This is a genomic window from Phyllobacterium phragmitis (assembly GCF_002980495.1).
GTDB lineage: Bacteria > Pseudomonadota > Alphaproteobacteria > Rhizobiales > Rhizobiaceae > Paramesorhizobium > Paramesorhizobium phragmitis.
Genome location: NZ_PVBR01000014.1, coordinates 48,010 through 72,382 on the forward strand (window position 1 = coordinate 48,010; position 24,373 = coordinate 72,382).

Here is a 24,373-nt window from a genome sequence, read left to right on the forward strand (position 1 = left end):
AGCGGAACGGAGCCTCGAAGGACGAGGGCCGGATTCCAGGAAACGGATCGAACATGGACCAAAAAGTCGAGAATGCCCCCTACGACATAGAAGCAGTCCGCCGTGACTTTCCCATTCTTTCGCGGGAAGTCCATGGCAAGCCGCTCGTCTATCTCGACAATGGCGCGTCGGCGCAAAAGCCGCAGGCCGTCATCGATGCGGTGAGTTACGCCTATTCCAACGAATATGCCAATGTTCATCGCGGCCTGCATTTCCTGTCGAATGCGGCAACCGATGCCTATGAGAAGGCGCGCGGCAGCGTGCGCCACTTTCTCAATGCCGTTTCCGTGGATGAGATCGTCTTCACCAAATCGGCGACCGAGGCGATCAACACCGTCGCCTATGGCTATGGAATGCCCAATATCGGCGAGGGCGACGAGATCGTCCTTTCGATCATGGAGCATCATTCCAATATCGTGCCGTGGCATTTCATCCGCGAAAGGCAAGGGGCGAAGCTGGTTTTCGCGCCTGTTGACGATGAGGGCGTGTTCCACATCGAGGAATTCGAGAAGCGGCTAACGGAGCGCACAAAACTCGTCGCCATCACCCATATGTCGAACATGCTGGGCACGGTGACGCCGATCAAACGGATCGTCGAGATTGCACACGCGCGGGGCATTCCGGTCCTGGTCGATGGCAGCCAGGGTGCGGTGCATCTGCCCGTCGATGTGCAGGATCTGGGCTGCGACTGGTATGTCTTCACCGGCCATAAGGTCTATGGGCCTTCGGGTATCGGGGTTCTTTATGGCCGCGCCGAAATGCTGGAAAAGATGCGCCCGTTCCAAGGCGGCGGCGAAATGATCGAGGAGGTGACGGAGGAAACCGTCACCTACAATCATCCGCCACATCGTTTCGAAGCGGGCACGCCGCCGATCGTTCAGGCGATCGGTCTTGGCGTGGCGCTTGATTATATGGAGCGGATCGGCCGGCAGGCCATTTTCGCGCATGAGGAAAGCTTGCGCGATTATGCCCACGAACAGCTGGGCAAGGTCAATTCACTGCGCATTTTCGGCAATGCGCCCGACAAGGGGGCGATCATATCCTTCGAGCTGCAAGGAATCCACGCCCATGACGTGTCGATGGTGATCGACCGGGCAGGGGTGGCGGTGCGGGCCGGAACCCATTGCGCGCAGCCGCTTCTCAAACGGTTCGGCGTCACCTCGACATGCCGCGCTTCCTTCGCCATGTATAATACAAAGGCCGAAGTCGATGCGCTCGCAGAGGCGCTGGAAAAGGCCAGAAAGTTTTTCGGATGACGAGCATGGAAGATAAAGCTGACATGACTGAGACTGACGCGCCGGAAACGACAAGCGAGGCGGAGCAGGTTTTCTCCGCTTCCGCCATTCCACAAGAAGAACTGGCGCGGCTGACCGACGATATCATTGCGGCGCTCAAGACGGTGTACGATCCGGAGATCCCGGCCGACATCTACGAACTCGGGCTCATCTACAAGATCGATATCGAGGACGACAGGACCGTCAAGATCGATATGACGCTGACAGCGCCCGGCTGCCCCGTTGCCGGCGAAATGCCGGGCTGGGTGCAAAACGCCGTCGGCACCGTCGAGGGCGTATCGCATGTCGAGGTCACCATGACGTTCGATCCGCCATGGACGCCCGACCGGATGTCGGAAGAAGCGCAGGTCGCGGTCGGCTGGTATTGATTGCTTGCCGAGTGTGCCCGATTACGACGTCTCGTAATTTAGTTCAATCATCTAGCCTTTACACCATTTTGGACTGCCGGAACTGCGGAGATGCCTCAACGAGGCCGCTTTCGCACCGGTTGGAACATGGTGGTTGACACGGTAAAGATTGAACGCGAACCTCTCTATGGCGTTTCGCAACGCTCGGGCACGCTTTCCTCCAGCGGCTTTTGCGATGGGGTCAGCGATCCAGTCATGATCGACATGGGCTGATAAGGCGGAATTTCCTGCATTGCGGGATTTGCCATCCGGATCGTGTAGCAGCCGGTGAACACCTCCTCCTTGCCATCATTGGATATGGATTTGACGGCGAGCGGCAGGCTCCAGTAGATCGAGCCGGCGGCACCTTCGGGTTCTGTCCTGCCGAGGGCGACGGTGACGGATTTGGTGTTTTCATAACCCTTGGCATATTTTTCGAAGTCGGGCTCGCGTCCTTCCTCGGAATAATAGCCGTAGGCGCGGGCGTATTCCTGGCGATTGACGGCGTTGTAATAGGAACGGATCAGCGCCTCGGGCGAACTGCGGTCGTCCAGATAACCGGAAAGCGGGCCGGCGGCTTCTTCCTGAACTGCGGAATTGTTCTGCGCGTCGGGCGCCGGTGTTTCCTGTGCGAGGACCGGGTATTGCAGGGCCATGAATAGAATGGCCGCAAACCTCAGGGCCGGAACCTGCGAAATGCCGGCATTGATGCGTTTCGCCATTTCTTCCTCCTGAACAGGCGGCTAGGCCATGACCCTAGTTGGTCTCTTGCGGCAATGGTGTTACAACACTACCTATAATTCAAGGCAGGGCGATGATCTTTTGAGGATCATGCCCGAGAGTCGAACAGACGAGGCATAAAATGGGTCGTTTTGCAGTCATCACCGTTTCCGACGCCGCCGCTGCCCGCGTGCGCGAGATCGTGGGCAATCGCGAGGGTGCGCAAGGCATCCGCGTCGGCGTGAAAAAGGGCGGTTGCGCCGGCATGGAATATACGATCGATCTGGTGACCGAGGCCAAGCCGGGCGACGACGTTGTCGAGAAGGACAGTGCGAAAGTGTTCGTTGCGCCGGAGGCTGCGCTGTTCCTGCTGGGAACGCAGATGGATTTCGAGACCACGATGCTGCGTACCGGATTCGTCTTCAACAATCCGAACCAGACATCCGCTTGCGGCTGTGGCGAATCGGTGGAATTGCAGGCCGCTTCACCCGAGGCCCTGCAGCAGGCACAGAACGCGGCCTGACACACTCATCCTGAGAGACCGCCATGGATGATGACGATATCCGCGATCTTTTCTCGTCGCTCGGACCAATCGTCATCAAGCGGCTCTTCGGCGGCAAAGGCATCTATCACGATGGCCTTATCATCGCCATCGAATACCGCGACGAAATCCTCCTGAAAGCCGACGAGATCAGCGCTCCTTTTTTCGAGGAGGCGGGATGCGTGCAGTGGACCTATGCCGGCAAGAACCGGTCAAAGCCGGTCGCCATGCCCTATTGGAGCATCCCGGGCGACGCGCTCGATGATCCCGATATCATGGCTGAATGGGCCCGCCGCGCCTATGAAGCGGCGATGCGAAGCCGGAAGTAGTTCAACCCGGGAAATTTTCGGCCCGGAAATATTCAGCTAAGACCACGCTCGGATAAAAACTGGACCGCATGGCGCGTCGGAAGTGTTACGCGATCCGGCATTTCGGCCAGCCTGAACCAACCGATGCCGCCATGTTTGTCAGGCTCGAGTAGTTTCGGTTCGCCAGTGAACCGATCGGCATGAAATATAGGGGAGAACCAGTGCTGCTGTTCGTCATGGAAGAGCTGTTCACTCATTCCGATGACGGAAAGGGAAATGGCATCGAGGCCGGTTTCCTCCAGCGCCTCGCGCCGGGCAGCCATTTCTGCCGTTTCCAGAAAATCAACTTTGCCGCCCGGGATACCCCAAATGCCTGCTTCAGGAGATTTCTTGCGCTGAAGCAGCAGGATGCGGCCTTCTTTCAAAAAGACGATGCCACATCCGACTCCAGGCCGCTGCATAGGCGAAACGGCCCTTAAATCTTGGCGTCGATCAGCATGAAAGCGGGAATATCGTCGCCGAAACCGACGGGTGCCGGTTCGTCGTCGCGGTCACGGTGATCGCGCTTGCGATGGTCTTGGCGATGATCCTGGCTCGCGCCTTGATCCTGCTGCGACTTGCCACGCCGCTCCACATTGCTTTTCTTGATTGTTTCGCGTTTTGGTTTTTCCGCACGCTGCACAACTTCCGCCTGATGAGGCGCTTCATCCTCGGAAAGGCCGGGGGCGTCGACCTGGGGCAATGCCGCATCGTCCTGCCGGCTCGCCTGGCGGGAACGACCGCCCGGGGTTTTGCGGTCGCTGCTCTTACCGCGGGCACTGCGGCCACGGCGCGGTGCCTCTTCGGTATCGTCGGATGGCGCAAGGGTGGAAAGATCGCCGCCGAACCATTCGATATCATTACCGATCAGCTTTACGATCGATGCGAGATATTTTGCGTCGGCGGGAGTGACGAGGGTGAATGCCTTGCCGGAGCGCCCGGCACGACCGGTGCGGCCGATCCGGTGGACGTAGTCCTCCGAATGGATGGGCACGTCAAAATTGAAGACGTGGCTCACATCCGGGATATCGAGACCGCGTGCGGCGACATCGGAAGCAACCAGGAATTTGAGCTTGCCTTCCTTGAAGCTGGCCAGCATGGCCATGCGCGCGCGCTGATCCATGTCGCCATGCAACGCGCCGGCGTCGAAATCATGCTTGACCAGCGAGCGGAAGAGCTCAGAGACATCCTTCTTGCGGTTGCAGAAGATGATGGCGTTCTTCAGTCCATCGCTTTCGGCGCGGATGAGATCGCGCAATGCGGCGCGCTTTTCCCAATCCTTCTTGCCGGATTTGACCAGGCGCTGCGTCACGGTTTTTGCCGTCGTCACTGCCTTCTCCACCTCGATGCGGATGGGGGAGTGCAGGAATTGCTCCGTCAGCTTGGTGATCTCCGGCGGCATGGTGGCCGAGAAGAAGAGCGTTTGGCGGGTAAAGGGGATCAGCTTGCAGATGCGCTCGATATCGGGAATGAAGCCCATGTCGAGCATGCGGTCGGCCTCGTCGATGACGAGAATCTCGACGCCCGTCAGAAGCAGCTTGCCACGCTCGAAATGATCGAGCATGCGGCCCGGCGTGGCGATCAGCACATCGGCGCCGCGCTCCAGCTTGCGCTCCTGTTCCTCGAAGGAGACGCCGCCGATCAGAAGCGCCACATTGAGGCGGTGGTTCTTGCCGTATTTGACGAAGTTTTCCTCGACCTGCGCGGCGAGCTCGCGCGTCGGCTCAAGGATGAGCGTGCGCGGCATCCGTGCACGGGCGCGCCCTTTCTCCAGAAGCGTCAGCATCGGCAGGACGAAGGATGCGGTCTTGCCGGTTCCCGTCTGTGCGATGCCAAGAACATCCTTGCGTTCCAGCGCGTGGGGAATGGCTCCGGCCTGAATGGGGGTCGGTGTGGTATAGCCCGCGGTTTCGACAGCGGCGAGCACTTTCGGAGACAGGCCGAGATCGGCAAAGGTGGTCAATGGAGGCGTAGCTCTCTTGTTGGAAGTTTTTATCACGCCAATCCTGTCAAGGCGACAATCTCAAAGCAGTGACAGAGCTGTCAAAAGCAGTGACAGAGCTGCTGCAGACAAGAAAATCGCCAATCGATACGCTCAGCGTTTACTTGCAGGAACGCGTTACGTCGCAACAGCGAAAAAGTCAACCGAAATGGGCCAAACTTTCCGAAAATACCCGCCATTGGCGAATAAGTTGTAAAAGCGGAGTTCCAGTTTGGAAACATTCCACTATCGACGCGCATTCGACCTTCAATAGAGGAATTGTTCGGTGAGAATTCGCTCGTTCCAGGAATGGTCCTTGTCGAACAGAATGGTGGCGGTTTTATCAGGCGCCTCGCTGATGATCACGGAGGAAACGGATTTGACTTCCGTATGGTCGGCCACGGCATTTACCGGCCGCTTGTCACCTTCCAGAATGTCTAGACGCACCGTCACATCCTTCGGCAGGAGCGCCCCGCGCCAGCGCCGGGGACGGAAAGGACTGACCGGCGTCAGGGCGAGAAGCGGTGAATCGAGCGGCAGGATTGGCCCCTGCGCCGACAGATTGTAAGCGGTCGATCCGGCGGGCGTCGCCACCATCACGCCGTCGCAGATCAGTTCTTCCAGCCTGACCGTGTCGTCTATGCTGATCCTGATCTTGGCCGCCTGATAGGATTGCCGCAGGAGCGATACCTCGTTGATCGCCAAAGCGATAACTGTGCCCCACAGCTCTGATTCCGCCTGCATCATCAGCGGCCTTATGGTTTCGGCATGGGCCGCCTCGATGCGTTCGCGCAGGCCCTCCTCATGATAGGCATTCATGAGGAAACCGACGGAGCCGCGGTTCATGCCGTAGATAGGCTTTCCGGAATTCATGAAATCATGCAGCGTCTGGAGCATGAGGCCATCGCCGCCGAGCGCCACGATCACGTCGGCATTCTCCGGTTTCTCCTGGCCGTAGAGCACAGCCAGACGGCGGGCGGCCTCCACCGATTCCTCTGCGTCCGACGATATGAAGGAAAAGGCGTTGATCTTCCGGTTCATGTTTTTCCGTGGGACAGGTTTCGCGGAGTGTATTGGCTATCACAGAGAAATCTCCGTGACCATTCCTCCTCCCATACGAATTTTTATTTTACAGATCGATCGATTATGCTAATTCGGCGTCAGTGCCCTTGTAGCTCAGTTGGTAGAGCACCTGATTTGTAATCAGGGGGTCGGGAGTTCGAGTCTCTCCGGGGGCACCAAAAATCAATGACTTAGCAGCTTTTTCAAAATTGCCGTTTACAGGTCTGGATCGCCGTTTACAGTTTATTCCTCAACTGTTCTCTTTTCCAGTTTGGAAATCACGGTGTCGCCGGCCAGATAATGAGCCCGAATGATGCGCTCCGCTTCCGTTTCTGAGTGGCCGGACGCCTCCGCGATTTCCTTGAATGAAGCACCGCTTCGATAGGCGAGGGTGCAGAACGTGCCGCGCAGATCATGGAACGTTTTTCCGCTGATTTTCGCCTTCGCCACCATTTTGCGCCATGCGCCCTTGAACCCGGTTTTCCATGGCTTGCCTGATGCCGTAGTGAGTATCGTGGTGGCGGGAACCTCCCGCTTTTCATTCTCGGTTTTTGCAGCATCAAGAACGGCCTTCAGTTCCTTCGCGATCTTAATTCTGACGTTTCGCCGGGTCTTTGATTGCCGCAGTCGGATATGCTGCCCGTCATATGCGCTCCATGAGAGCCGCAACAAGTCTCCCTGCCGCTGCCCGGTCCAAAGCGCCAGCATCAGCGCGCGAACCATATATTCGGGCGCGATGGTCTTGAACGTGGCGATTTCCTTATCCGTCCAGATTTCCTCTCGTCGCGTTCCCTCGGCAAGCTCCTCGACGCGCTCAACAGGGTTGCGCGTGATCCATTCCCTATCCAGGGCAAATGAGAGCATCCGCCGCAGGACCGCCATTATCAGGTCGGCCCGGCGAGGGGTCGCGGCATATCGGTCGCGGAAGGTGACAAATTCTGATCGCATCCCAACATCCCCCACGATTGACAGCGGGAGATCGTGGAACTCGGCTTCAATTTCTATCATGTGGCGCTCGTAGTCAGAGCGCGAACGATCAGCGAGGCCGAGAAATGCTTGTGATTTCCGATATTCGCGAATGAGCCATCGAATTGTACGAATGTCGCTCGTTTTTGTGTCTTCTCTATCTCGCGTCAGACGGATGAATTCTTCGGTGAATCGGCGCGTATCTGGCTCTGCGTCGATCTTTGGACCGCCCCTCCATGCGTAATAGTGGATTCGAACGGTCCCATCGCTGAGCTTTCGTTTTACCTTATGAATGCCCACGAGCTTTGTCCGCATTGCGATGCCTCTTCCACTGCTCAAGTGCAGAAGGGGCGGCGTCAGGGATGGCGTCAAGCCGTGGCACCCTGTGATTATCGGGGAAAACGAGGATAGAACCATCCGGTTCAAGCTTAACGGAAACGCCATGCTCGCGAGCGATCAATGCGGCGTTCGCCAATTCAGCCTTGGTGAACCGGAGGGGCTTGGTCATTCGTTGCCGCCCTTCTCTTGGCGCAGGGCTTCGCGACCGGCTTCGAGTCGATCCATGCGCGCGATCAGCTTGTCTATTTTGCCTTCTAATCGTTCGGCTGTTGTTTGCGCGCCGCCCTTGCAGTGACATTCAGCATTATCGCCGTATACGGCTCGGCTCCAGCATCCGGGGACGAGATAGCGGCCACCCGGGACTTCACGGTCTATAATCCATCGGCATCGACTCACTCCCCACCTTCCTTTCCTGCTTGGCGGGGTGCTGGAGGCAACGGCATCCAGTGGGTGGGCTGGATTGCGAAGGTCAAAAACCATCCATCAACCGTCCTCGGAAAATCAGGATCGGCTTGCGCCCACTGCGCTACGGCATAGTAATGTTCGCCAGAGCTAAAGGAGCCCTTGGCATAGGCAAGGATTTGAGTCCCATCCCTCGGAGCCGTCTCTATCGGTTGCCGGTCCATATCACTCGCCCTTTCCGGCGCGGGAACTGTCAGTTACAGCGCCGCGATATACAGCCCACTTGTCCCAATGAATTGAGCTTTCGCGACCGGTCTCTTTTTCCATCCAGAAAAAATGGGAGCCATCAGCATTGAGCAGTAGGTGATAGCCGTCCGGCATCTTCTGAATGCCAAGCGTATGGTCCATCACCTCGCAACCATTCTCTAGGTAATAGTCGAAATCATCGGGGTGCGGCATATCACTAGCCCTCCTTTGCAAGCGGCGATGCGGCGAGCATGGCGCGCCATAGTGTTGACTGTTTACGTTCTGGATCATCCAGAAATGCGTTAATGCCGCCAGTCAACATGTCTAGCGTCGGCTCCTCCACCGCTGCGTAGACTTCGGAGATGGCGGCTTCGGCTGTCTTTTGCGACACTCTCTGTCTAATCGCCATTGACGGATCGGACCATGCGTACGGATCAATCCGCCGTGCCACGCGCTCTACCAACTCCTGATGTGTCTTAGGCGTCATGGCTGGCTCCGTGGCCTTTGAGGGTAGCGATAAGGAGGGCGATTGGGACGCTGGGTGCGTTGTTGACTGAGACTTCAACGCCGGTTTCATCGCACTCGATTTCGGCGTGATGAAGTTTGCCGCCTATCATTGTCCCGATGTTGACGAATGCCCCCGGCAGCAGTCGTTCCGCTAGCGCTATGGCCGCGTCGATGGATTCCGTTAACCGATATGAGTCGAGGTCGTACTTCTCATGAAGGTGTGCCTCTCCGTCGCTGATAAACGTGCGGACGATGGCCAGATCTATATCCTTATCCGGCCCCGTCGCCGCTTCCAGCTTTGCAATTAGGTCAGCGTATTTCATGATTTCTCGCTCTCCTTCTGCGCGAGGGCGGCGTCCACGCCGTCAGCGAAGAGATATTCGGATAGATCATCGAGCGCGGATTTCGTCTGCTCGTTTTGGATGGCGGGAACGCCGACATCCTCCCATAGTATTCGAGAGCAGATGCTGTGGAGCCGGGTGAAGCGAGCCGCTATTGCTGGATATTGCGCTTCCCGCAACTCCGCCGCTCTGGCTTCGGCTGTCTCGGCGCGACCTTCCCATTTGACAATCTCGCTGGCGCTGTTTTGCAACACGCCGATCTGCTTCAAGATTTCCAAGCCTTGGCGCTTCACGGTCTCGTTTGCTATCGCGAGTTGAGCCTCCAGCGCCGCTATCCGCTCGGCGGCTTCGGGGCCGTAAAGGGGGATGTCGACTGTCCCACTCGGCACACCAAAAATAAAGCTTGATACGTGATCCTTACCTTTGAGATGATCAAGGGTGGCCTTTGTCGTATATGCCACCGGCACCAAGTCGGCGGGGGCTTTGTCCGCCGGGGTGGCGGGGGAGATTGCCGCATTGTGCCATTGCACTATCGCATCAGCTATTTCTTGACTGGCGCAATCGGCAACCCATATCGTGCCTGCGGGATCGGCCCATATTTCGTCGTCATTGATGGTGTGCCATTTAAGCGCCTGCATCGTCGCCTCCCTCTGCCAGTGCTGCGCGGGCGGACCCATAATTCCAGTCCACAGCACGGGTGTCCGGTGTAGCAAATGCAACTCTATCGGATGAAAACACCTTCATCAGCAGCTGTGACCTATGCACTTGCATATTCCAATCGCGCGCGTTCAGGTCGCTGTCCTCCCCGTAGACGACACGAATTTTGACAAGATCGCCGGGGCGCATATAAATGGTTTTCGTCGTCATCTGTCGTTCCTCAATCCTCAACGGGCCGGAATGAGGAAGGCGCCGGGGCACCCCCACCAAGACCGGGGGTGAATGCGCCTGAAATCCCCGGCGGCGCGGCGGTCGGCCGCAATCCGCGGCCTGCAATTTCGTCGTAGAGCTTTTTGAGTGGATCGCTGACGTCGTGCTCCACCTTGTCGCGGAAGGCATTGACGGTGATGTGCTTGCCGATCAACTCGATGATGCGGGTTTTGTTCTCCCACTTCACTTCCTTGACGTAGCCGACCAGTTCGCGTTCGTCGTCGACGGTCTGGAACTCTTCGCGGGTTTTGATCGAGACGACGCCGAGCCTGGTGAAGAACGCCGGCCATTCATGGATAGGTTTGAGCGTGTCGTTTTCGTTGTAGATCTGGCGAATGTCGGCGTCGCGATATTCGAGCAGATCTCGGAGCACCATGTCGGAGTCGGCCTCGACGCGCTTGATCCTCTCGGCCTTCAGCTGCTCGATGAGCGCGGCCACCTGCGGATCCTTGAGCAGCTCGGCCGCCTCGACCGAGGCTCGCTTCTCCGAAAACCCCGCGCGGATGGCCGCCTTCGTCCCGTTCAGGTCGATCAGGTATTCATGCGCGAAGAGGCGTCGTCTTGCCGTCAGATTGCCCATCGGAGTTTCCTACCTTTCGCTACCTTCTGCGCCGCTTGCGGTTACCGTCCCGATTCCATCGCAGTCCGGGCAATCCGCGACAGCTTCATCGCCGACGTCGCCGTCGTTCGGATGCATGTAACGGTCCCAATCGGTGATGATCTCCCCGTTGCCCTGGCACGTTTTGCAGGTGTCACGCATCGTTGCCCCCCTCTGCCATTGCCGCGCGGGGTGCGTCGATACACAATCCATGATCCAGACAGGGCCAGCCACCTGCACCTATGGCAATCCCATGAACGCCGATCATGCCGCCCTTCACATGGGTAAATTCGACGGTGTAGTAGCGTTCGAGACGCGGAAGGTCGCCATCCATTGTGTAGACGTGGCATTGCCATTTACCGCTGCCGATCTCGAACCCGGCTTCAGTGAGGCGGCTGTGTCCAAATCGATGCAGTCGCTCCAGCAAGCCGGACGAGATCGTCTCGTCGGTATCGTGAAGAGTATAAGGCAGTTTGCGCCCGACCATATCGAAGCGTGCTGGTCCGCGTTTCAGGACTTCGCTCTGCATCACGTCTGCCCCCCGATGCTTTCTAGCAGGGCACGAGCGGCGCGAAATCTGTTCGCATCTTTTGCGTATACCTGTTTGATATGCGCTGGGTGCTCGCCACTTTGTATCTCTTGATCGCAGACGGCTGCTCGATAATCTAACCACTCAATTAGGTCGATCTCCGGCACTTGCGGCGCGGGGTCGATACGACCTTCCGATGAAGCAGCGGCGGCCAGTCGGTCGAGACGCTCGATTTCAGCGAGGATCAGAGCGCCAGCTTTAACCAAGCTGCGGCGGTAATTTGATGGTTTCCACCATTTAAGAGGCCACGGCCACCTGTCTACATGGCCTGTTGCGTAACAAGCCGCCGCCTTCGCTAGATCTCGATGGACATAGGCGTCATCGTGTTCCGGCGTCCAGCCTTCAACATCGATCTGCCGGCGGCGCTCTGCTGAGATATCGTCGAGGGCTTTACTGCACACCTCGTCGCGGTCGATCTCCGGTACTTGCGGAGAGACATTCGCAACAATCTCCGCGCCAGACTTCCCAGATGACTCGGCGATTAGCCGAATTTCAGCGATCCCAACGTGTTTCGAAAACTCCGCAGCATACGGTTTTACCGTTTCAAGCTCATCGATATCCGCTGCCCCAAGCTCTAAATTCCCATGATTGTCATGGTAGACGTTTGCGTACCCTAATAGCTCGGTGTTGTTTTGTACTTGCGGCGCGGGGGCTTGGGGTGTGGCAAGGGCGGCGGCTATGCCTGCCTGCCAATAATGCCAGCCAGCATTGATAACCTCGTCCTGATATCCGTCGCCACAGCGCACAAGCCCCTCGACGCGGATTTCTATTTCCAAAAGGCCGCTTTCTTTCAGCCTCTCGATGACAGCCGTTTCATAAGCCGCGCGGCTATTTTCGATGGTGTCAGTCATTGGTGCGGCCCTCCGCTTTGGCTATGATTTTCAGGTGTCGGAAGCACATTTCGCAGTCGTCGCAGAAGCAGGCAGACGTTTGCTCCTTGAGGGCACCTAGCAACTCCTTCACGCGCTCGGCCAGCCTGTCCCGCTCGGCTTGGAGGGAGCGGAGCGCGGTGGCGCAAGAAGCGGCGTAATTCGGATCAACCCAAGCCCTGACGGTATCGGGGGCAACATACTGACCGCTTCTCGCGATCCTCTCCAGCCATTCGAGCAAATCCGCCACTTCTGGCGCTGTAGGGGTGGGGGTCATGACGACTCCTTGTCGTAGGTGAGGATGGCGGAGGCGATGCGTGCCGCAACGTTAGCTCTGTCCTTCGCAATGATCGGGCTTGTCTCAATTGGTAGGCTCAAGGACGAGGCGCGCAAACGATGATCCGCTGCGTTCTTCGCTATATCCGCCGCGCGCTGGTCGCGAGCCATGAGGGCGTCTGCAATGCGCCAAGCAAGGGTATCAAATTGACGCGTGTATTGATTCACGTGAAAACGCGCTATTTCCTGAGCCAGATGCATAATCTCGTGTGGGATTTCGGTCGTGGTCATGGCTTCTGCCTCGCGTTCCGGATGATAATTTCGGCCATGGTGTTGTCGCCCTTGACACCATAGATCGCCAAAGCAACTTGAAGCGGGTCGATGCCGACGCTTTGCCAATAGGCGCGCTCGTCCATGGAGTGCTGTTTGTCGTGTTCGGCGCGGCACAAGGGCACCGCCCAACGGTCATCGGCCTTTTCCGATTTCCCGCGTTCCCGCTTGCCGTATCGCGGGTCGGCGTAGGAGACGTGGGCCGGATCGACGGGACGCACGCCGGTGACGACGCATGGCAGTTCATGCAGCCATTTCAGATAGTCGGCGTCTTTCTTGGCCGGGCGCTTCCGGTCGGTTGGCGACAGGCTGAAGGCGGTTGAGGGTCGGTTGACGGCAAATCCCATCAATTCGCTCCTTTCGGTGCAGGCAAAAGCGGCTGCATGTTTCCTGTCTCGTAGGCGGAAGCAATTCGCGGCTTTACATGCTCGGCAACGGTCATCCCGTCGGGCATTTGGATATGGGCGAGGAACGCATCTTCGAATGTCTCTATCCCGGCCTCGACGCTTTCAAGCTTGGCCTTTACGCAGAGATAGAATGCCCTCCAGCGTGCTCGGCATGCTTGCTCCCATGCGCGTTCCGCTTGTTGGTCGCTGCGCGCCCATCGCCCTGTAGGTGTCTCTGTGAACTCATTGGCGGTGCGGTCAGGTAGAGGTAGTTTCAACATCACGCGTCTGCCGCGCATCTCGAACGCAATCATCGCAGCAGTTCCGCTCTCGAAGGAAGCAAAGCTCGTCGCACCGTATTTGCGGATAACGGCTTTGATTTCACCTTCCGTCTTAGACACCGGCGCGGATGTTTCCTTGGCATACGCCATCAAACTACCTCCGCCGGAAATTCATCCGTCAACACAACGTCGAGATGCGCGGCAAGCACGTCGCCCAAAATCTCATTCGTCGTCAGGTCGCGGTTAAGGCGCTCCAGCACCGTCCGCCCACGTGAGCGCGGCGGCATCGATTTGATATGACTAGTGATGTCTGTGCGGGTGAGGGCGATCATTCGAATTTCTCCTCTCCGATAAACGTCAGAAGATGCTGGGCTGCGGCGCGGATTTCAGGCGCGAACTCCATGGCGCTGGGGATGCCGACGAGTTCGTGTTCGCCGATTGTCAGGATGCCACGCCCGAGGACGTAAACGGTCACGTGCCATGGGCGGAGGGTTGGTGCTTCCTGGATCGCGCTCATGCGTCTTCACCGATGGAAAAGAGGATGCCTTCCGGGTCTTCGCAGTTTTCCCATTTGAAGAAATCGCTGTGCCAAACCTGCTTTTGCCAGCGTCCAGGCTTCTTCATCTGGCGAGCGCCGTCCGGCTTGTATGCCTTCCAGCGGTAGGCGGTGTGAACCTCTTTGACGGTGACGAAGGTTGATCCATCTTTCGGGTAATTGGTCACTCCGCGCCCTCCACATCCTTCACGTCGATCCCGGCAATCCCGCACGCATATTCAACCGCGTCACCGCGTTCCATCGTGCCTTCACAGGCCGAGATAAACTGCTTGACGATGGTCTTTGCCTTGGCGGCCGCCAACTCGCTTAGCGGCCTTCCCTCGGCTTTGACGCCTTGCGCGGTGGCGATCACCACTTGCGGGTCAGGCCCGACCGATGCGTTTAGCCGCTTGATCAGATAGGCGAGGGACTTCCGGTCATCATCGGAAAGAGTTGCAGAGGATGGCGCGGCGCTACTGGTTACCTCGCCGGGGTTGTCGCCATCCTCTGCCGTCGCGGGGAGGTCAGTCGCCGTGGGTTGATCGTCGCCAGTTGAGGCGCTGGTGAGCGATGCGATCTGATTGCGCACATGGTCAGGGTCAAACCCTTCGCCTCTCTCTGTGGTCTCTGAAATCGATTTGGCGTGCGCGAGACGTTGGCCGGGATCACCGGCACCGACATCCATAAGATCGGACTTCATCTGGTCGGCGGCTTGCGCGACTGATTTCAGTGTATCCTTGATGCGCTCTAGTCTGGCTTTGCCGGGTTTATCTAGCGCGCTCCACCACTCGGAAAGCGCCCTGACGCCGTCATTCGCGGCTTTCATTCCTTCGCGCTTGGCTGCCTCGAAAGCCTCGTCAATCTCCTTGCCGATGTCGCTCCAAGTGCGAACAACTTCACCAACCTGGGGCGTGACGCGCTTGCCGTCTGGGAATGCATGAAGCATATCACCGGGGCATTTCAGAATGGTGGGGATGTGCGTGCCTTCGGCCAGCATCATGGAGATGGTCATCTCGTAGATGAAGCTTTTCTCCTGAACCGCGACAAAACCCTCATTGACGATCTCGGTCTTGCCGTTCGCTCCCTTGGCCTGAACAACCTTTTCCTTCACGCGGCAGCAGAAAATCAGATGGGCTCGGGTCTGCAAAAGCTCGTTCATCAGCTTCTTGTGACCACCCTTCGGCTTTGCCCAGCAATGCAGCCCGGCGCGTTTGGTGGCTTGTTCGATAGCCTCGGCTTGCTCAAGAACGCCGCCGGTGCCTTCCCATTCGTGGGAAATGCTGTCGATGATGATTGCAGGATACCCGGCTTTCTCGAATTCCTTGATCGCCTCGATATATCGGCTCGACGTGAATGGCGGGTCAAGGTCGATCACGTCAAAGCCGCCTGCCACATCCGCATAGAAGCGGGAGCGCTTGTTCTCGGTATCAATGAAGCCGATCTTTCCGTCCGGTCCAACCAAACCGCGCGCATAAAGGAGGGCGCTGTAGGTCTTGCCAGATCCAGATGGGCCGGCAATCGATGTCAACGTGAATGTCTTTTCACGCACTGCTCGTTCAATCCGCATGATTATGCAGCCTCCGCCGGGATCGAGGGTTCGTTCTCGATCTGCTTTTCAAAGAAATCGGATGGGGAAGCGGTGTACCCGCTGGAATAATAGGTGGGCCAAAAGCCCTTGCTCATGCAATCGGCGAAGATGTCGAGGGCTGCGCGGTTCTGGCGCGCGCCGTACCAGATGTATTGGTTATCGACCGGCTTGATATTGTAAGCGTATGGCCGCTTCGGCTCGATAAACAACAGAACATGGTCTGTGATCTGCCTGCCGTTCAGTATCTCGAGCGCGGTGCCGGCAAGCGCCAACTGCATATGATAGTTGTATTTCTTGATCGACGTCAGGCAGCCGCGCTCGCTGGCGTCAGCGGTCGTTTTCAGGTCCGCGATTGTGGTGTCTGCCGGGATCGCATCGGGGCGAGCCTTGATGAACAATCCCGTCTTCTGGTCACGAATGATCAAGGTGCGCTCAACTCGGCCGCCGAGATGATCGATGAAGTCACGATCATTGATGACGCGATTTGCCATTCCCTCGATCGCGATCAGGTCATCGTTCTTGAGAACTGTTTTCCCCGCCGCAATCTGCTTCGCTCGCCATGCCTTGGCGGCGTTGGTGCGATAATCGGGGAATTCATCAGGTCGAACCGCGAAGTCATCCTTGAAGCCGTCCTCGCCTAACAGGAGGGTATGCACGGCCCGACCAAGCGAGAAATGATCCTTCTCGACTTGTGGCGCGCGGTCTGGGTTTAGATAGCTGTTATCCCAGAACTTGAGCGGGCAACCTTCCGGGGGCGCAATTTCGCGCAATCCGCTGGATGATATGGAGGGAGCGACACAGCAATCCGAATGATAGACATTGATCGGAAGCTTTGCGATGATCCCAGGCTCGCTGATCCGCTTGCCATCCCAAAGGCGTTCGCCGGATAATCCCTTGACGATGCCATTCACAATCCCGCCAATCGGCTGCATGGCATCGGTGTCGATGATCTTGTTCATCAGACTGCCTCCGTTCAATATTTCAGGGTGACGTTCGGGACCAAACCGCTGACCAGATGGACAGCGATCTTTTCGGCCTGCTCCCGTGTGATTGCAGAGCATTCGATCAGTTCGGCGACGATTGCGTTGTTGACCTGCTTGCGGTGCGCCTTGTCGGCATCGCGGCGGCGCTGCTCTTCCTCTTCGGCCTTCTTCGCGGCTTCTAATCGGGTGAGAGTGTCGATCGCATCCTGCTGCGCCACGGACGCTTGTGCCGCGAATTCATCCCAATGGGCTGCACCCATTTTTTGAGCTTGGGCGCCTGCGAGAAGTTCGCGAAGTTCCGATGATGGCCGCCCGAAACCGGTCCTTGAGAGGTCAATCAGAGCCTGCAGTGCGGCCTTGTGGCCGTCGATGCGTTCTCCTTCTTTATCTTCCCATTCGGTCAGGGGCTTGCGAACGCTGGCCTTGAGTTCGTCAAGGCGATCTTCGATCGTGTTGCAGGCCGCGTTCACCTGCTTGGTCTTTACGCGCCAATCCTCGGTGAGCTTCTTTCCCTGACCGATCAGAGCCGTTTTTGTGCGCGCCACCTTGTGAGCAAGGGAGGCAATAGCCTTGCGCCCGGTTTCCGAAGACACGTCCGGCACATGCTTGCCGACGGCTTCTTTGACGCTGGAATAGAGCTTTTCAAATTCCTGCTCATCGGTGAATGTCTGCGCCGTCATTACGGCCGGTAGCTTGATGATCAGGTCGGTTGATGTGGTTTGCTGCGTCATGCTGCGGTCCTCCGCGTGAAAATTCGATGGTATTCGGCCTTGAGCGCCGCCTTGACGCGTTCGTCGGGCTCTTCGCCCATCAGGCGATTGATGCGTGCAAGTTGATCTTCACGGGGCAGGCGGGCGATACACGCCAGTTCCGTGGCTATGCTGATCTGGAGCGCGGTCATGGCTGCCCCTTCGCTCGGGCGATCACAGCGAGCATTTTCTCGTATGTTTCGATGGTTATCCGGCCAGACGTGCGGTCCGCTTCCTTGGCGGCCTCCTCAATGACAGCCAGCAACTCGCCGTAGCAATTGGCGGAATTGATAAATGCATGGGCCTCAGGACCACTGGCTTTGCCCACAATGCAGTCATCGCGATCCAATATTACGACTTCCCAATCCATCTTCCCAATCCGAAGGGGGAGGAAGAAGGTATTGGTCGGCGTATGCTTTTCCTGTTCGCTCATCACAGCACCGCCTTGATCGTGTTATCGATGTCGTTGAAGATTTCCTTGACCGAACGAACGCGCCAATCATTGGCGTGATAGATGCGGAAGTGCGCACCTTCGCCGAGGGCCCTGGCGACATATTCGCAATCGCTGCGAACTGACTTCAGGCGGCTTTCCAGCAACTCAATCCGGCGCTGCGCAGCCTCCATTGCAGACTTGGCGCCGATCATCGCCTTGACGGCTTCCTTGTCCTTGGCGATCTGTTCTTCTGATTTATCGCTCATGACAACGCTCCAATGCAGATTGATAAGGTGAAAATGAAAAGGGAGACGGCAGCAAAGGCCGTGATGTCGGATAGGAGGTCACGCATCGGACGGCACCGGAGTGGGGGAGACCGAACCTACCGGCGACGTATCGGTCAACGGATCGGCCTCCATGCTTTCCCCTGCGTCGGACTGGATTATTTCACCAGCAGGGTTCTGCATTTCTTCAGGGTCGATGCGGGAAACTTTGTCGATCCACCATGTTCCGTAGTCGCCGCCTCCCAGGTCAACCCAAAGGTGATCGTTGGAAATCGAGAGAACCACACCGCGGCACGGGTCGAGGATTTCGCCACGCAGATCGACGGTATCGCCGACTTCGATGTTATGCCGAACAATCCTGGCGCTATCCGTTTTGACATAAAGATCCGAATAGCCGCCGATCTGGCGAACCCGCATATCGCTTCCCGCGAAATTACTTTCGACAACGCATTCGACCGAAACGATGTCGCCTTTGCGAAACTGGGCCATTAGATGCCCCTCCCTGCGGAATTCGCGCTGTAAATTTCGGACGGTGATGGGCAGCGATAGTGCCCTTCGTGCTCGATCGTTTTCGTCAGCAAGCCGTCATCGGCCTCGGACAACTGGCAAATCTCGTGACCCATAAGGGCCATGAGAGGCGATGCCGTGTCGCAGAACAGCGAGACGTATTGGCTCGGTTCGCGAGGCTTGGAGACGTCAACCCGAACATCATCGATCGACAGGACCGGCTCTCCGTTATTCCAATCCAACGAGGTCGAGACTTCGCAATTGATCTCGGTCCAGGTGCGCCCGTCTGGCATTGTGAGGCAGGCTGTGAATGAGGTTTTCATGCCGCATCCTCCGCACTCTCGGCCAGACGCTTCATGTCTGCCATGGCTTCGTCGTTGGTTTCGTAAAATCGGACAGGGCTGATCTGGTATCCGCTATCGCGATAGATCAATTGCGCGGCGAGGCACCATCCATAGTGGCGCTCAAGCGCATACCCGGCTTCGCCGGCGAGATGGACAGCCCATCCGGCGCGGCAATGCGTTGTGCTGCATACGTGCGGCGTATTCATATCCAGCGCGTCCGGCTGGCTAGCAGCCTGAAAAATGCGCTCATGGATGTTTTCGATCTTCGGGATTGATGGCGGTACAAAATCGCCAGTCTCGTTTTTCTTCTCGCGGAGGGACTTGCAGCCCGAGCAGTCCGAGCAGCCCGAGCAGTACGAGCAGCCCGAGCAGCCCGAGCAGTCCGAGCAGTACGAGCAGTCCGAGCAGCCCGAGCAGCCCGAGCAGTCCGAGCAGTCCGAGCAGCCCGAGCAGCCCGAGCAGTACGAGCAGCCCGAGCAGCCCGAGCAGCCCGAGCAGTACGAGCAGCCCGAGCAGCCCGAGCAGTACGAGCAGTCCGAGCAGCCCGAGCAGTTGGTACAATTTTTACAGTCAATGAGGCTGTCTAGGGCCTTTTGCGCCGCTTCCTCGGTGCCGAAATACTCGACGCTGCACTTATTGCCGTTGGTGTCTTTGAGCCATGTGGTCATTGGATTTCCTCGCGTTAAAACCATCGGGAAATGCGCCCCGTGAGGCGGAAACCGGAGGGCTTTCATTCGTCGCCGTCGATAACTCGGTCGTAGACGAGGGACGCCGCCACCTGGGCGCACTCGTTAGCGTCATCCTCGCTCAAGCCTTCGGCGATGCAGTCGCCGTATTCCTTGGCGTGAGCGATTTTCGCCGCCTTCCGCGCTGCTTCTTTTCTTTTCGTGAGACTGATCATCGTAGTTCGCTCCATGTTCAAAACCATCTGGAACGCGGCGCGGACGCCGCTGACCGGAGGGTTTCACTCGGAGGGGAGATACTCTGACAACTCGCCAAGGTGACCGAGGAGCAGATTGGCGCGGTGAAACCGCCTGCGACCTTCCTTGGCGTCAGCCAAGGACATCTCATCGCTATCGACCACGCCGAAGAATTCCACCCATGCAGCAACTTCTGCATCGATCGCACTGTTGATCTGCGCTTCGGTGTAGGCCTTCATCATCTCTCTCCATCCATCCGTTAGTGCGATCCGTTCGGCCTTGGCCGTCTTCGTGTTCGCTTGGTATGGGGCCAACATGGCATGCAACATTATTCGTGTCAACATGAATTGTGTTGATCGACATGATAAATGTTGACGCGGGATGTTGAGTAGACCTAAAAGAAAGGCCCCGGAGCGGTGATGCTGCCGGGGCCGAATGCGGTCTAAAGTCAACGCGGTTGTAGCAAAACAAGGATAGTAACGCAACCGAAACGATCGCACCGGGCGCAGAGAATCGCAACATGTTGGGTCTGCTCGGAGGTTCCCGCCAACATATCGCTTTAGGAGCGCAGAGGCCGCGGTCTTTTTGGAATTGACCCGCAGCACCGATCACCCCGGCGCATGAATTCCATAGCGGTTGCCGGTTGCCAGGCTCTACCGGAAACAAAAATACGCTGGCTCTGTTGAGCCCATTACACCCAGCGGCCTTGAGATACCGGGCATCCCCCGGGACGGTGGAAAGCGGAATTTTTCGTCAGCGGGTTGACTTCCCGTCCGTCAAATTTCGTATCGGCGCCGAAAAAAGCCGATAGCGGAACGTGCAGGGTCAATGCACGGCCTCTCACATGTGAGGGGAAGGGATAAACGAGTACGCGGGACATAAGTCCTTCCCCTGGTCAGGGGCTTGAGGTGGCAACCCCATACCTCAAGGCGGAAAGGGCGGAGCCGTGCCCAGAGACTGGATTTAACCCTTCCGACGCTGCCGCCTTCCGGCTCTAGTCAGCGCCTCAACAACCGTAATCGCGCTCGCGACGAACTCCTCCCGGTCTGCATCATCCATCAAAGCAAGCGCTGGACGCAGTGAATCTGCAACTCTGTCGGCGCCATCGCCTACGGCCTTGCTCCACAACCATTCATTGATGATCTGATTGATGCTTTTTTCACCGCGCATCTCGTCGATGATCAATCGGAGCTCTGGAGACATCCGAACAGTGAATTTAACGGGCTCTGGTTTCTGAGACTTCGGCATCAATTGCCTATGGCAGAAAAATTAAGCCTTCGAAATCACGTCACATTGCCCCAAAGTGGTGGCATCTTTCCCCGTTATCCACAGGCGCGCTCTCTCGCGCCAAGACCGTGAGGAAGGTTTTTGAGTGCCCCGGCAAAGTGAACGAGATCGCGAGGCTCAACGTATTCTTTTGCGGATGCTGCTTGACCTTCGCCGGCTCGTCGTGGCGCGAAATAGACCGTCCGAAGAGACCTTCATTCAATTCGCAGTTCGTCTTGGAGAGTATGAGGGGAGGCCCGTAAATGCTGCTGAAATAGCAGAAATGGCTAATATGCCAAGAACATCGGTGATCCGACATTTGAATGTCCTTGAGGCTCGCGGGCGCATCCGAGCGGATAAGATTGGCCGGCGCGTGGTGAGGCGTCCGCCCCAAGAGGACTTCCCAGAGAACAAGGAGTTCTATCTAGAGCTTGAACGGATAGTCAGGCGCGCGTGCAGTGCACTGTCCAGAATGGACACTTTAGCGGCTAGACACAAAGAGTGACGATAGGTAACGTTTCGGCATCACCTCAATTAGAGGTTGATCTCACAAAATTGATGGAAGGACGGCGGGGAGCGGCGGCAGCGTGCGCGAAATTGAGAGTAGTCCATAAACGAAAAGGGCGAAGCAGTGGCCTTGAGAACCCGCTTCGCCCTTTCTGAACAAATCAAAACTCTTGAAGGAGTTTCAATATGCTGAGGCATAGTAGCATTCGTTTTTCCAATTTTGCAACACGCGCCAATAATCCGTCGGCGGCACGGGCATGAAGGATTTTTTCGCGCCATCAATTCCAGCCGATGTTCTGCAGTCGCCAGAACTCCGAGTTGTTCCAGTAATCGGGGATTCGATGCATCCGACTTTCAGGGGTGATCATGATTACGCGTTGATACGCCCGGTATCGGGATATGTCGGGGAGGGGATTTACGTGCTGGAATGCGGATTTGGCATTGAGCTATTCCGCGTCGAAAGCACCTTGGGCGGATCTCGTCAGTTGCGCCTAAGTCGCGATAACCCGGCTTATCTCGATCAGTTCCGATCGATCGAACAATTCGAAAGCCACGTTCTTGGAATTGTCGTGGCGGATATCAAGGTGAGGAACTGCCAATTGCTGGCGGCGGCGTAGGCGATGTTGTGGTTCTAGTTTTTGCTTGGGCGGTTGACCCTTACGAACGCCCAGACAACAGATCCGATAACACCACCGCCGATTATCGCCGCGACCCAATCCGCACCAACACTCGCAGCAAATGCACAGGCACTTAGGGCACCCAACACAAAAAGAAATGCGCATATCTTCCCAAGAATGGCATCCGTTGAGACCAGCGTAAGCTCTCGCCGTTCCATTTTGTGCCGGTGATCGGTTTCACGCTCCCAGGCGGCCATAATGCGTTCGGCACCATTCGGCACAACATTGTTGAACTCTTCCAGAATTTGTGGCGGCGGTAGAGGGCCCGACCACATCGCACTAACCTCGATCTGATTTGAATGGTGCGCTTCTAGTGAGCCTTGCGCAGGAGGCGCCGGGCGCTTAACGGGAGGTTTTTTCACCTTTTCGCTCTTTCACTATGGCCGCGCGCATGTCAGAGCCAATCCGAGAAAAATCCCCCCGAAGAGAATTTGTCGGATTCGCACCCTTGGATGGCGTCGATATGTTGCTTGGTCCGGCCAGAGTGATAAGCGTAGCTAGCCCAGTCACAAATCCACCAGCCAAGCCAGCGCGCCGCTGACGAGGGTGCTTGTGGAATGGGGACTGGCCCTTATTTGCTATCTTGGACATGGCCATTAATATGCATCTTGCATCAGAAAAATCAAATGAACGTTGTGTCGCAACCGGAATCCGGCATCAGGTGGCTCCAATTATGGTTATTTTTTTATTGAATGAGGCTGCCGGCGATGCGTTTGTCATCGTGTAAACCGACCGATGTATCGACCTATGATATGGATTTCTTCCAGCAATAGCGTGCGCGTGGTGTGCCGCGGATTATCCGAACTTACCGAAACTTCGACATGCTCCGCGTTCGGCCGAGAAACGACCTCAAGCCGCTTGATCACCACGCCGCCGAACTCGTCGGCAAGCGCGAATATCCCAGGCGGCGACGGCAGTCGGTGCGAGATATCAACAAACACGGCATCGCCGTCCTTGATCGTTGGTTCCATGCTGTCGCCAAATGACGGCAGAGCAACAATATTTCCGGCCGCTACATTCAACTGTGAGACCGTCGAAGACGGAAGGCGCCAATAGTCCCGGATGACTTCGGGCGCAAAGCGGATATCTGGGTTGTCAGATGAGTGCTCGACCACGAGGCCCCCTGCGCCCATGCCGGCGCGAACGTCGATCTCAGGGATATCCGCGCCTCCGGTACGCTCGCCTCCTCTTGCAGAGCCATTCTTTGCGCCGTTTGTATCGTGACGCTCGCCGTCGTTCGTATCAGGGTCGAATGACTTGACGAGAGATGGACGGTTTGGCGACGGTTGCCCGGTCAACAGATGCGCGGCTGTCGTGCCGAACTTCCGGGCGTACCGATCCGCTTCCTCCGGCCCAAACTCGTTCTGACCATTCTCATGCGCCCGGTACGTGGACACTGAAACACCAAGAGATTCAGCCGCTTTCGTTGCGGATGAATACTTTGCTGCAATGCGTGCAGCCCTCAGTCTGTCGCCCATCGATTCCATGCCGGCAACATTTGCAGAATGATCAACATAAATCATGTTGACAAGACAACATGTTTAGTGTTGATATGTTGATCATGAACACGATCAAAGACCTCTTCGAAGACCTTGGTGGAACTGGCGCCGTTGCACGGATCATTTCGGTCAAGCACTCCGCTGCATCCGAAATGAGACGGCGCGGTTCGATACCGGTCAAATATTGGCCGGCAATCATTGCGGAAGCCTCCGCGCGGGAACTCTCGGTTGATAGCGACACGCTTGTAGCCATGCATGTTTCGAATGCGGAGACGGCGGCATGAACCCCATTCCCGCTTCTCCCACGTCCCGTCAACCCCATATCCATCTAGTTCCGTGTAGCGATCTCGATGCAGAACTGAATCCGCGTCTGCTGTGTGGAATGGACGTTATGGGTGCTCGCCCACCGCATGAAGGCGGTGTGGTCGAAATCCACCTTAATGACGGCCTTCCCGGTGGATTTAGCGGCATTGACTGCTTCGTCCGCGAAAATCTTCCATTCCTGAAAAGTCTTCTCCATGCGGTCAGCATCTGCGGCGAACGCACGGACAGCAGCATACTGCTCTGGTCGATACCAGGCGACGACGACAGTCTGGACTTCCTTCATTCCGATTTCTCCTTTGGAGGCTGAAATGCCACACGAAACCAAGCCT

At 57.1% G+C, this 24,373-nt stretch carries 45 protein-coding genes and 1 tRNA gene; 9 read left to right on the forward strand and 37 right to left on the reverse strand.

The window, feature by feature from the left end; all coding sequences use genetic code 11:
• Positions 1-53: 53 nt before the first annotated feature.
• Positions 54-1,295 (forward strand): cysteine desulfurase, encoded by a 1,242-nt coding sequence (locus C5748_RS18000; protein ID WP_105743320.1) that lies wholly within the window; start codon positions 54-56, stop codon positions 1,293-1,295.
• Positions 1,292-1,702, forward strand: a complete 411-nt coding sequence (locus C5748_RS18005; RefSeq protein WP_105743321.1) for an SUF system Fe-S cluster assembly protein — start codon at positions 1,292-1,294, stop codon at positions 1,700-1,702. The genes C5748_RS18000 and C5748_RS18005 overlap by 4 nt, the downstream gene beginning before the upstream one ends.
• Before the next feature lie 164 nt (positions 1,703-1,866).
• Here the strand turns inward: C5748_RS18005 and C5748_RS18010 are convergent, their stop codons facing one another.
• On the reverse strand, positions 1,867-2,442 hold the full coding sequence (locus tag C5748_RS18010) for a hypothetical protein (RefSeq protein ID WP_105743322.1): 576 nt from the start codon (positions 2,440-2,442) through the stop codon (positions 1,867-1,869).
• Positions 2,443-2,582: 140 nt separating this feature from the next.
• Between C5748_RS18010 and sufA the strand changes: the two genes are divergently transcribed.
• Both sufA and C5748_RS18020 read left to right on the forward strand, forming a co-directional pair.
• On the forward strand, positions 2,583-2,963 hold the full coding sequence (sufA, locus tag C5748_RS18015) for a Fe-S cluster assembly scaffold SufA (protein ID WP_105743323.1): 381 nt from the start codon (positions 2,583-2,585) through the stop codon (positions 2,961-2,963).
• Positions 2,964-2,986: 23 nt separating this feature from the next.
• Entirely contained in the window at positions 2,987-3,310 is a 324-nt protein-coding gene (locus tag C5748_RS18020; RefSeq protein ID WP_105743324.1) for a TfoX/Sxy family protein, read from the forward strand.
• A 32-nt stretch (positions 3,311-3,342) separates the two neighbouring features.
• On the opposite strand, the gene C5748_RS18025 is transcribed toward C5748_RS18020, so the two are convergent.
• From C5748_RS18025 to C5748_RS18035, 3 genes are all read right to left on the reverse strand, one after another.
• The gene (locus C5748_RS18025) at positions 3,343-3,750 is read right to left on the reverse strand and encodes an NUDIX domain-containing protein (RefSeq protein WP_105743325.1); all 408 of its coding nucleotides are present in this window, start codon (positions 3,748-3,750) and stop codon (positions 3,343-3,345) included.
• A 14-nt stretch (positions 3,751-3,764) separates the two neighbouring features.
• Positions 3,765-5,291 (reverse strand): DEAD/DEAH box helicase, encoded by a 1,527-nt coding sequence (locus C5748_RS18030; protein WP_105743326.1) that lies wholly within the window; start codon positions 5,289-5,291, stop codon positions 3,765-3,767.
• A 285-nt stretch (positions 5,292-5,576) separates the two neighbouring features.
• Positions 5,577-6,350, reverse strand: coding sequence for an NAD kinase (locus C5748_RS18035; RefSeq protein ID WP_105743327.1), 774 nt, complete (start codon positions 6,348-6,350; stop codon positions 5,577-5,579).
• Positions 6,351-6,474: 124 nt separating this feature from the next.
• On the opposite strand from C5748_RS18035, the gene C5748_RS18040 reads away from it, so the two are divergent.
• Positions 6,475-6,550 (forward strand) — tRNA-Thr (locus C5748_RS18040).
• A gap of 64 nt (positions 6,551-6,614) precedes the next feature.
• Here the strand turns inward: C5748_RS18040 and C5748_RS18045 are convergent.
• The 27 genes from C5748_RS18045 to C5748_RS18170 all read right to left on the reverse strand — a co-directional run bounded on the left by C5748_RS18045 (position 6,615) and on the right by C5748_RS18170 (position 19,057).
• Positions 6,615-7,652: a tyrosine-type recombinase/integrase gene (locus tag C5748_RS18045; protein WP_158259886.1), complete on the reverse strand. Its 1,038-nt coding sequence runs from the start codon at positions 7,650-7,652 to the stop codon at positions 6,615-6,617.
• Between the two features lie 189 nt (positions 7,653-7,841).
• Complete coding sequence (locus C5748_RS28605) at positions 7,842-8,072, reverse strand: hypothetical protein (protein ID WP_105743329.1); 231 nt, start codon at positions 8,070-8,072, stop codon at positions 7,842-7,844.
• Positions 8,069-8,302, reverse strand: coding sequence for a DUF551 domain-containing protein (locus C5748_RS29510; protein WP_105743330.1), 234 nt, complete (start codon positions 8,300-8,302; stop codon positions 8,069-8,071). The genes C5748_RS28605 and C5748_RS29510 overlap by 4 nt, the downstream gene beginning before the upstream one ends.
• Before the next feature lies 1 nt (position 8,303).
• Positions 8,304-8,537 (reverse strand): hypothetical protein, encoded by a 234-nt coding sequence (locus tag C5748_RS18060; protein ID WP_105743331.1) that lies wholly within the window; start codon positions 8,535-8,537, stop codon positions 8,304-8,306.
• A 4-nt stretch (positions 8,538-8,541) separates the two neighbouring features.
• Positions 8,542-8,811, reverse strand: a complete 270-nt coding sequence (locus C5748_RS18065) for a hypothetical protein (RefSeq protein ID WP_105743332.1) — start codon at positions 8,809-8,811, stop codon at positions 8,542-8,544.
• A complete protein-coding gene (locus C5748_RS18070) occupies positions 8,801-9,154 on the reverse strand; it encodes a hypothetical protein (protein WP_105743333.1) in 354 nt (117 codons plus the stop codon). Before C5748_RS18070 ends, C5748_RS18065 begins: the two co-directional genes overlap by 11 nt.
• Entirely contained in the window at positions 9,151-9,810 is a 660-nt protein-coding gene (locus tag C5748_RS18075; protein WP_105743334.1) for a hypothetical protein, read from the reverse strand. Before C5748_RS18075 ends, C5748_RS18070 begins: the two co-directional genes overlap by 4 nt.
• Positions 9,797-10,039, reverse strand: coding sequence for a hypothetical protein (locus tag C5748_RS18080; protein ID WP_105743335.1), 243 nt, complete (start codon positions 10,037-10,039; stop codon positions 9,797-9,799). Before C5748_RS18080 ends, C5748_RS18075 begins: the two co-directional genes overlap by 14 nt.
• Positions 10,040-10,049: 10 nt before the next feature.
• The gene (locus C5748_RS18085; protein WP_105743336.1) at positions 10,050-10,679 is read right to left on the reverse strand and encodes a terminase small subunit; all 630 of its coding nucleotides are present in this window, start codon (positions 10,677-10,679) and stop codon (positions 10,050-10,052) included.
• A 172-nt stretch (positions 10,680-10,851) separates the two neighbouring features.
• Positions 10,852-11,226 (reverse strand): hypothetical protein, encoded by a 375-nt coding sequence (locus C5748_RS18090; RefSeq protein WP_105743337.1) that lies wholly within the window; start codon positions 11,224-11,226, stop codon positions 10,852-10,854.
• A complete protein-coding gene (locus C5748_RS18095) occupies positions 11,226-12,137 on the reverse strand; it encodes a hypothetical protein (protein WP_105743338.1) in 912 nt (303 codons plus the stop codon). Before C5748_RS18095 ends, C5748_RS18090 begins: the two co-directional genes overlap by 1 nt.
• Complete coding sequence (locus C5748_RS18100; RefSeq protein ID WP_105743339.1) at positions 12,130-12,432, reverse strand: hypothetical protein; 303 nt, start codon at positions 12,430-12,432, stop codon at positions 12,130-12,132. The genes C5748_RS18095 and C5748_RS18100 overlap by 8 nt, the downstream gene beginning before the upstream one ends.
• Positions 12,429-12,722 (reverse strand): hypothetical protein, encoded by a 294-nt coding sequence (locus C5748_RS18105; protein ID WP_105743340.1) that lies wholly within the window; start codon positions 12,720-12,722, stop codon positions 12,429-12,431. Before C5748_RS18105 ends, C5748_RS18100 begins: the two co-directional genes overlap by 4 nt.
• A complete protein-coding gene (locus tag C5748_RS18110) occupies positions 12,719-13,108 on the reverse strand; it encodes a DUF968 domain-containing protein (protein ID WP_105743341.1) in 390 nt (129 codons plus the stop codon). The genes C5748_RS18105 and C5748_RS18110 overlap by 4 nt, the downstream gene beginning before the upstream one ends.
• A complete protein-coding gene (locus C5748_RS18115; protein ID WP_105743342.1) occupies positions 13,108-13,578 on the reverse strand; it encodes a hypothetical protein in 471 nt (156 codons plus the stop codon). Before C5748_RS18115 ends, C5748_RS18110 begins: the two co-directional genes overlap by 1 nt.
• On the reverse strand, positions 13,578-13,760 hold the full coding sequence (locus C5748_RS18120; RefSeq protein ID WP_105743343.1) for a hypothetical protein: 183 nt from the start codon (positions 13,758-13,760) through the stop codon (positions 13,578-13,580). Before C5748_RS18120 ends, C5748_RS18115 begins: the two co-directional genes overlap by 1 nt.
• Entirely contained in the window at positions 13,757-13,945 is a 189-nt protein-coding gene (locus C5748_RS18125) for a hypothetical protein (protein ID WP_105743344.1), read from the reverse strand. The genes C5748_RS18120 and C5748_RS18125 overlap by 4 nt, the downstream gene beginning before the upstream one ends.
• The gene (locus C5748_RS18130) at positions 13,942-14,151 is read right to left on the reverse strand and encodes a hypothetical protein (protein ID WP_105743345.1); all 210 of its coding nucleotides are present in this window, start codon (positions 14,149-14,151) and stop codon (positions 13,942-13,944) included. The genes C5748_RS18125 and C5748_RS18130 overlap by 4 nt, the downstream gene beginning before the upstream one ends.
• The gene (locus C5748_RS18135) at positions 14,148-15,512 is read right to left on the reverse strand and encodes an AAA family ATPase (RefSeq protein ID WP_245581855.1); all 1,365 of its coding nucleotides are present in this window, start codon (positions 15,510-15,512) and stop codon (positions 14,148-14,150) included. The genes C5748_RS18130 and C5748_RS18135 overlap by 4 nt, the downstream gene beginning before the upstream one ends.
• Positions 15,513-15,532: 20 nt before the next feature.
• Positions 15,533-16,510 (reverse strand): PD-(D/E)XK nuclease-like domain-containing protein, encoded by a 978-nt coding sequence (locus C5748_RS18140; protein ID WP_245581856.1) that lies wholly within the window; start codon positions 16,508-16,510, stop codon positions 15,533-15,535.
• 14 nt (positions 16,511-16,524) lie between these two features.
• Positions 16,525-17,265, reverse strand: coding sequence for a hypothetical protein (locus C5748_RS18145; protein WP_105743346.1), 741 nt, complete (start codon positions 17,263-17,265; stop codon positions 16,525-16,527).
• Positions 17,262-17,435: a hypothetical protein gene (locus C5748_RS28255; RefSeq protein WP_158259887.1), complete on the reverse strand. Its 174-nt coding sequence runs from the start codon at positions 17,433-17,435 to the stop codon at positions 17,262-17,264. Before C5748_RS28255 ends, C5748_RS18145 begins: the two co-directional genes overlap by 4 nt.
• Entirely contained in the window at positions 17,432-17,716 is a 285-nt protein-coding gene (locus tag C5748_RS18150) for a hypothetical protein (protein WP_105743347.1), read from the reverse strand. Before C5748_RS18150 ends, C5748_RS28255 begins: the two co-directional genes overlap by 4 nt.
• Positions 17,716-17,982, reverse strand: a complete 267-nt coding sequence (locus C5748_RS18155; RefSeq protein ID WP_105743348.1) for a hypothetical protein — start codon at positions 17,980-17,982, stop codon at positions 17,716-17,718. Before C5748_RS18155 ends, C5748_RS18150 begins: the two co-directional genes overlap by 1 nt.
• A 78-nt stretch (positions 17,983-18,060) precedes the next feature.
• Entirely contained in the window at positions 18,061-18,417 is a 357-nt protein-coding gene (locus tag C5748_RS18160) for a hypothetical protein (protein WP_146119559.1), read from the reverse strand.
• Between the two features lie 71 nt (positions 18,418-18,488).
• Positions 18,489-18,830 carry a hypothetical protein gene (locus tag C5748_RS18165; protein WP_105743350.1) on the reverse strand — a complete coding sequence of 114 codons (342 nt, stop codon included), beginning with the start codon at positions 18,828-18,830 and terminating at the stop codon, positions 18,489-18,491.
• Positions 18,827-19,057, reverse strand: coding sequence for a hypothetical protein (locus tag C5748_RS18170; RefSeq protein ID WP_105743351.1), 231 nt, complete (start codon positions 19,055-19,057; stop codon positions 18,827-18,829). The genes C5748_RS18165 and C5748_RS18170 overlap by 4 nt, the downstream gene beginning before the upstream one ends.
• A 46-nt stretch (positions 19,058-19,103) precedes the next feature.
• On the opposite strand from C5748_RS18170, the gene C5748_RS28260 reads away from it, so the two are divergent.
• Complete coding sequence (locus C5748_RS28260; RefSeq protein WP_158259888.1) at positions 19,104-19,562, forward strand: hypothetical protein; 459 nt, start codon at positions 19,104-19,106, stop codon at positions 19,560-19,562.
• 19 nt (positions 19,563-19,581) lie between these two features.
• Here the strand turns inward: C5748_RS28260 and C5748_RS28265 are convergent, their stop codons facing one another.
• The 3 genes from C5748_RS28265 to C5748_RS18190 all read right to left on the reverse strand — a co-directional run bounded on the left by C5748_RS28265 (position 19,582) and on the right by C5748_RS18190 (position 20,956).
• Positions 19,582-19,752, reverse strand: coding sequence for a hypothetical protein (locus tag C5748_RS28265; RefSeq protein ID WP_158259889.1), 171 nt, complete (start codon positions 19,750-19,752; stop codon positions 19,582-19,584).
• A gap of 63 nt (positions 19,753-19,815) precedes the next feature.
• Entirely contained in the window at positions 19,816-20,010 is a 195-nt protein-coding gene (locus tag C5748_RS18185) for a hypothetical protein (RefSeq protein ID WP_210204475.1), read from the reverse strand.
• A 724-nt stretch (positions 20,011-20,734) separates the two neighbouring features.
• Positions 20,735-20,956 carry a hypothetical protein gene (locus tag C5748_RS18190; protein WP_146119561.1) on the reverse strand — a complete coding sequence of 74 codons (222 nt, stop codon included), beginning with the start codon at positions 20,954-20,956 and terminating at the stop codon, positions 20,735-20,737.
• Between the two features lie 238 nt (positions 20,957-21,194).
• Here C5748_RS18190 and C5748_RS29515 point away from each other — a divergent pair, with 238 nt between their 5' ends.
• A complete protein-coding gene (locus C5748_RS29515) occupies positions 21,195-21,542 on the forward strand; it encodes a helix-turn-helix domain-containing protein (RefSeq protein ID WP_105743355.1) in 348 nt (115 codons plus the stop codon).
• A 259-nt stretch (positions 21,543-21,801) separates the two neighbouring features.
• Positions 21,802-22,161, forward strand: a complete 360-nt coding sequence (locus C5748_RS18200) for a S24 family peptidase (RefSeq protein WP_105743356.1) — start codon at positions 21,802-21,804, stop codon at positions 22,159-22,161.
• A gap of 14 nt (positions 22,162-22,175) precedes the next feature.
• Here C5748_RS18200 and C5748_RS18205 read toward each other — a convergent pair whose 3' ends face one another.
• Together C5748_RS18205 and C5748_RS18210 are read right to left on the reverse strand one after the other, a co-directional pair.
• Positions 22,176-22,583 carry a DUF2335 domain-containing protein gene (locus C5748_RS18205; protein ID WP_146119562.1) on the reverse strand — a complete coding sequence of 136 codons (408 nt, stop codon included), beginning with the start codon at positions 22,581-22,583 and terminating at the stop codon, positions 22,176-22,178.
• A gap of 354 nt (positions 22,584-22,937) precedes the next feature.
• The gene (locus C5748_RS18210; protein ID WP_105743358.1) at positions 22,938-23,744 is read right to left on the reverse strand and encodes an XRE family transcriptional regulator; all 807 of its coding nucleotides are present in this window, start codon (positions 23,742-23,744) and stop codon (positions 22,938-22,940) included.
• A 38-nt stretch (positions 23,745-23,782) separates the two neighbouring features.
• Here C5748_RS18210 and C5748_RS18215 point away from each other — a divergent pair, with 38 nt between their 5' ends.
• Positions 23,783-24,004, forward strand: coding sequence for a carph-isopro domain-containing protein (locus tag C5748_RS18215; RefSeq protein WP_146119563.1), 222 nt, complete (start codon positions 23,783-23,785; stop codon positions 24,002-24,004).
• A 44-nt stretch (positions 24,005-24,048) separates the two neighbouring features.
• On the opposite strand, the gene C5748_RS18220 is transcribed toward C5748_RS18215, so the two are convergent.
• The gene (locus C5748_RS18220; protein ID WP_105743360.1) at positions 24,049-24,327 is read right to left on the reverse strand and encodes a hypothetical protein; all 279 of its coding nucleotides are present in this window, start codon (positions 24,325-24,327) and stop codon (positions 24,049-24,051) included.
• Positions 24,328-24,373 lie beyond the last annotated feature (46 nt).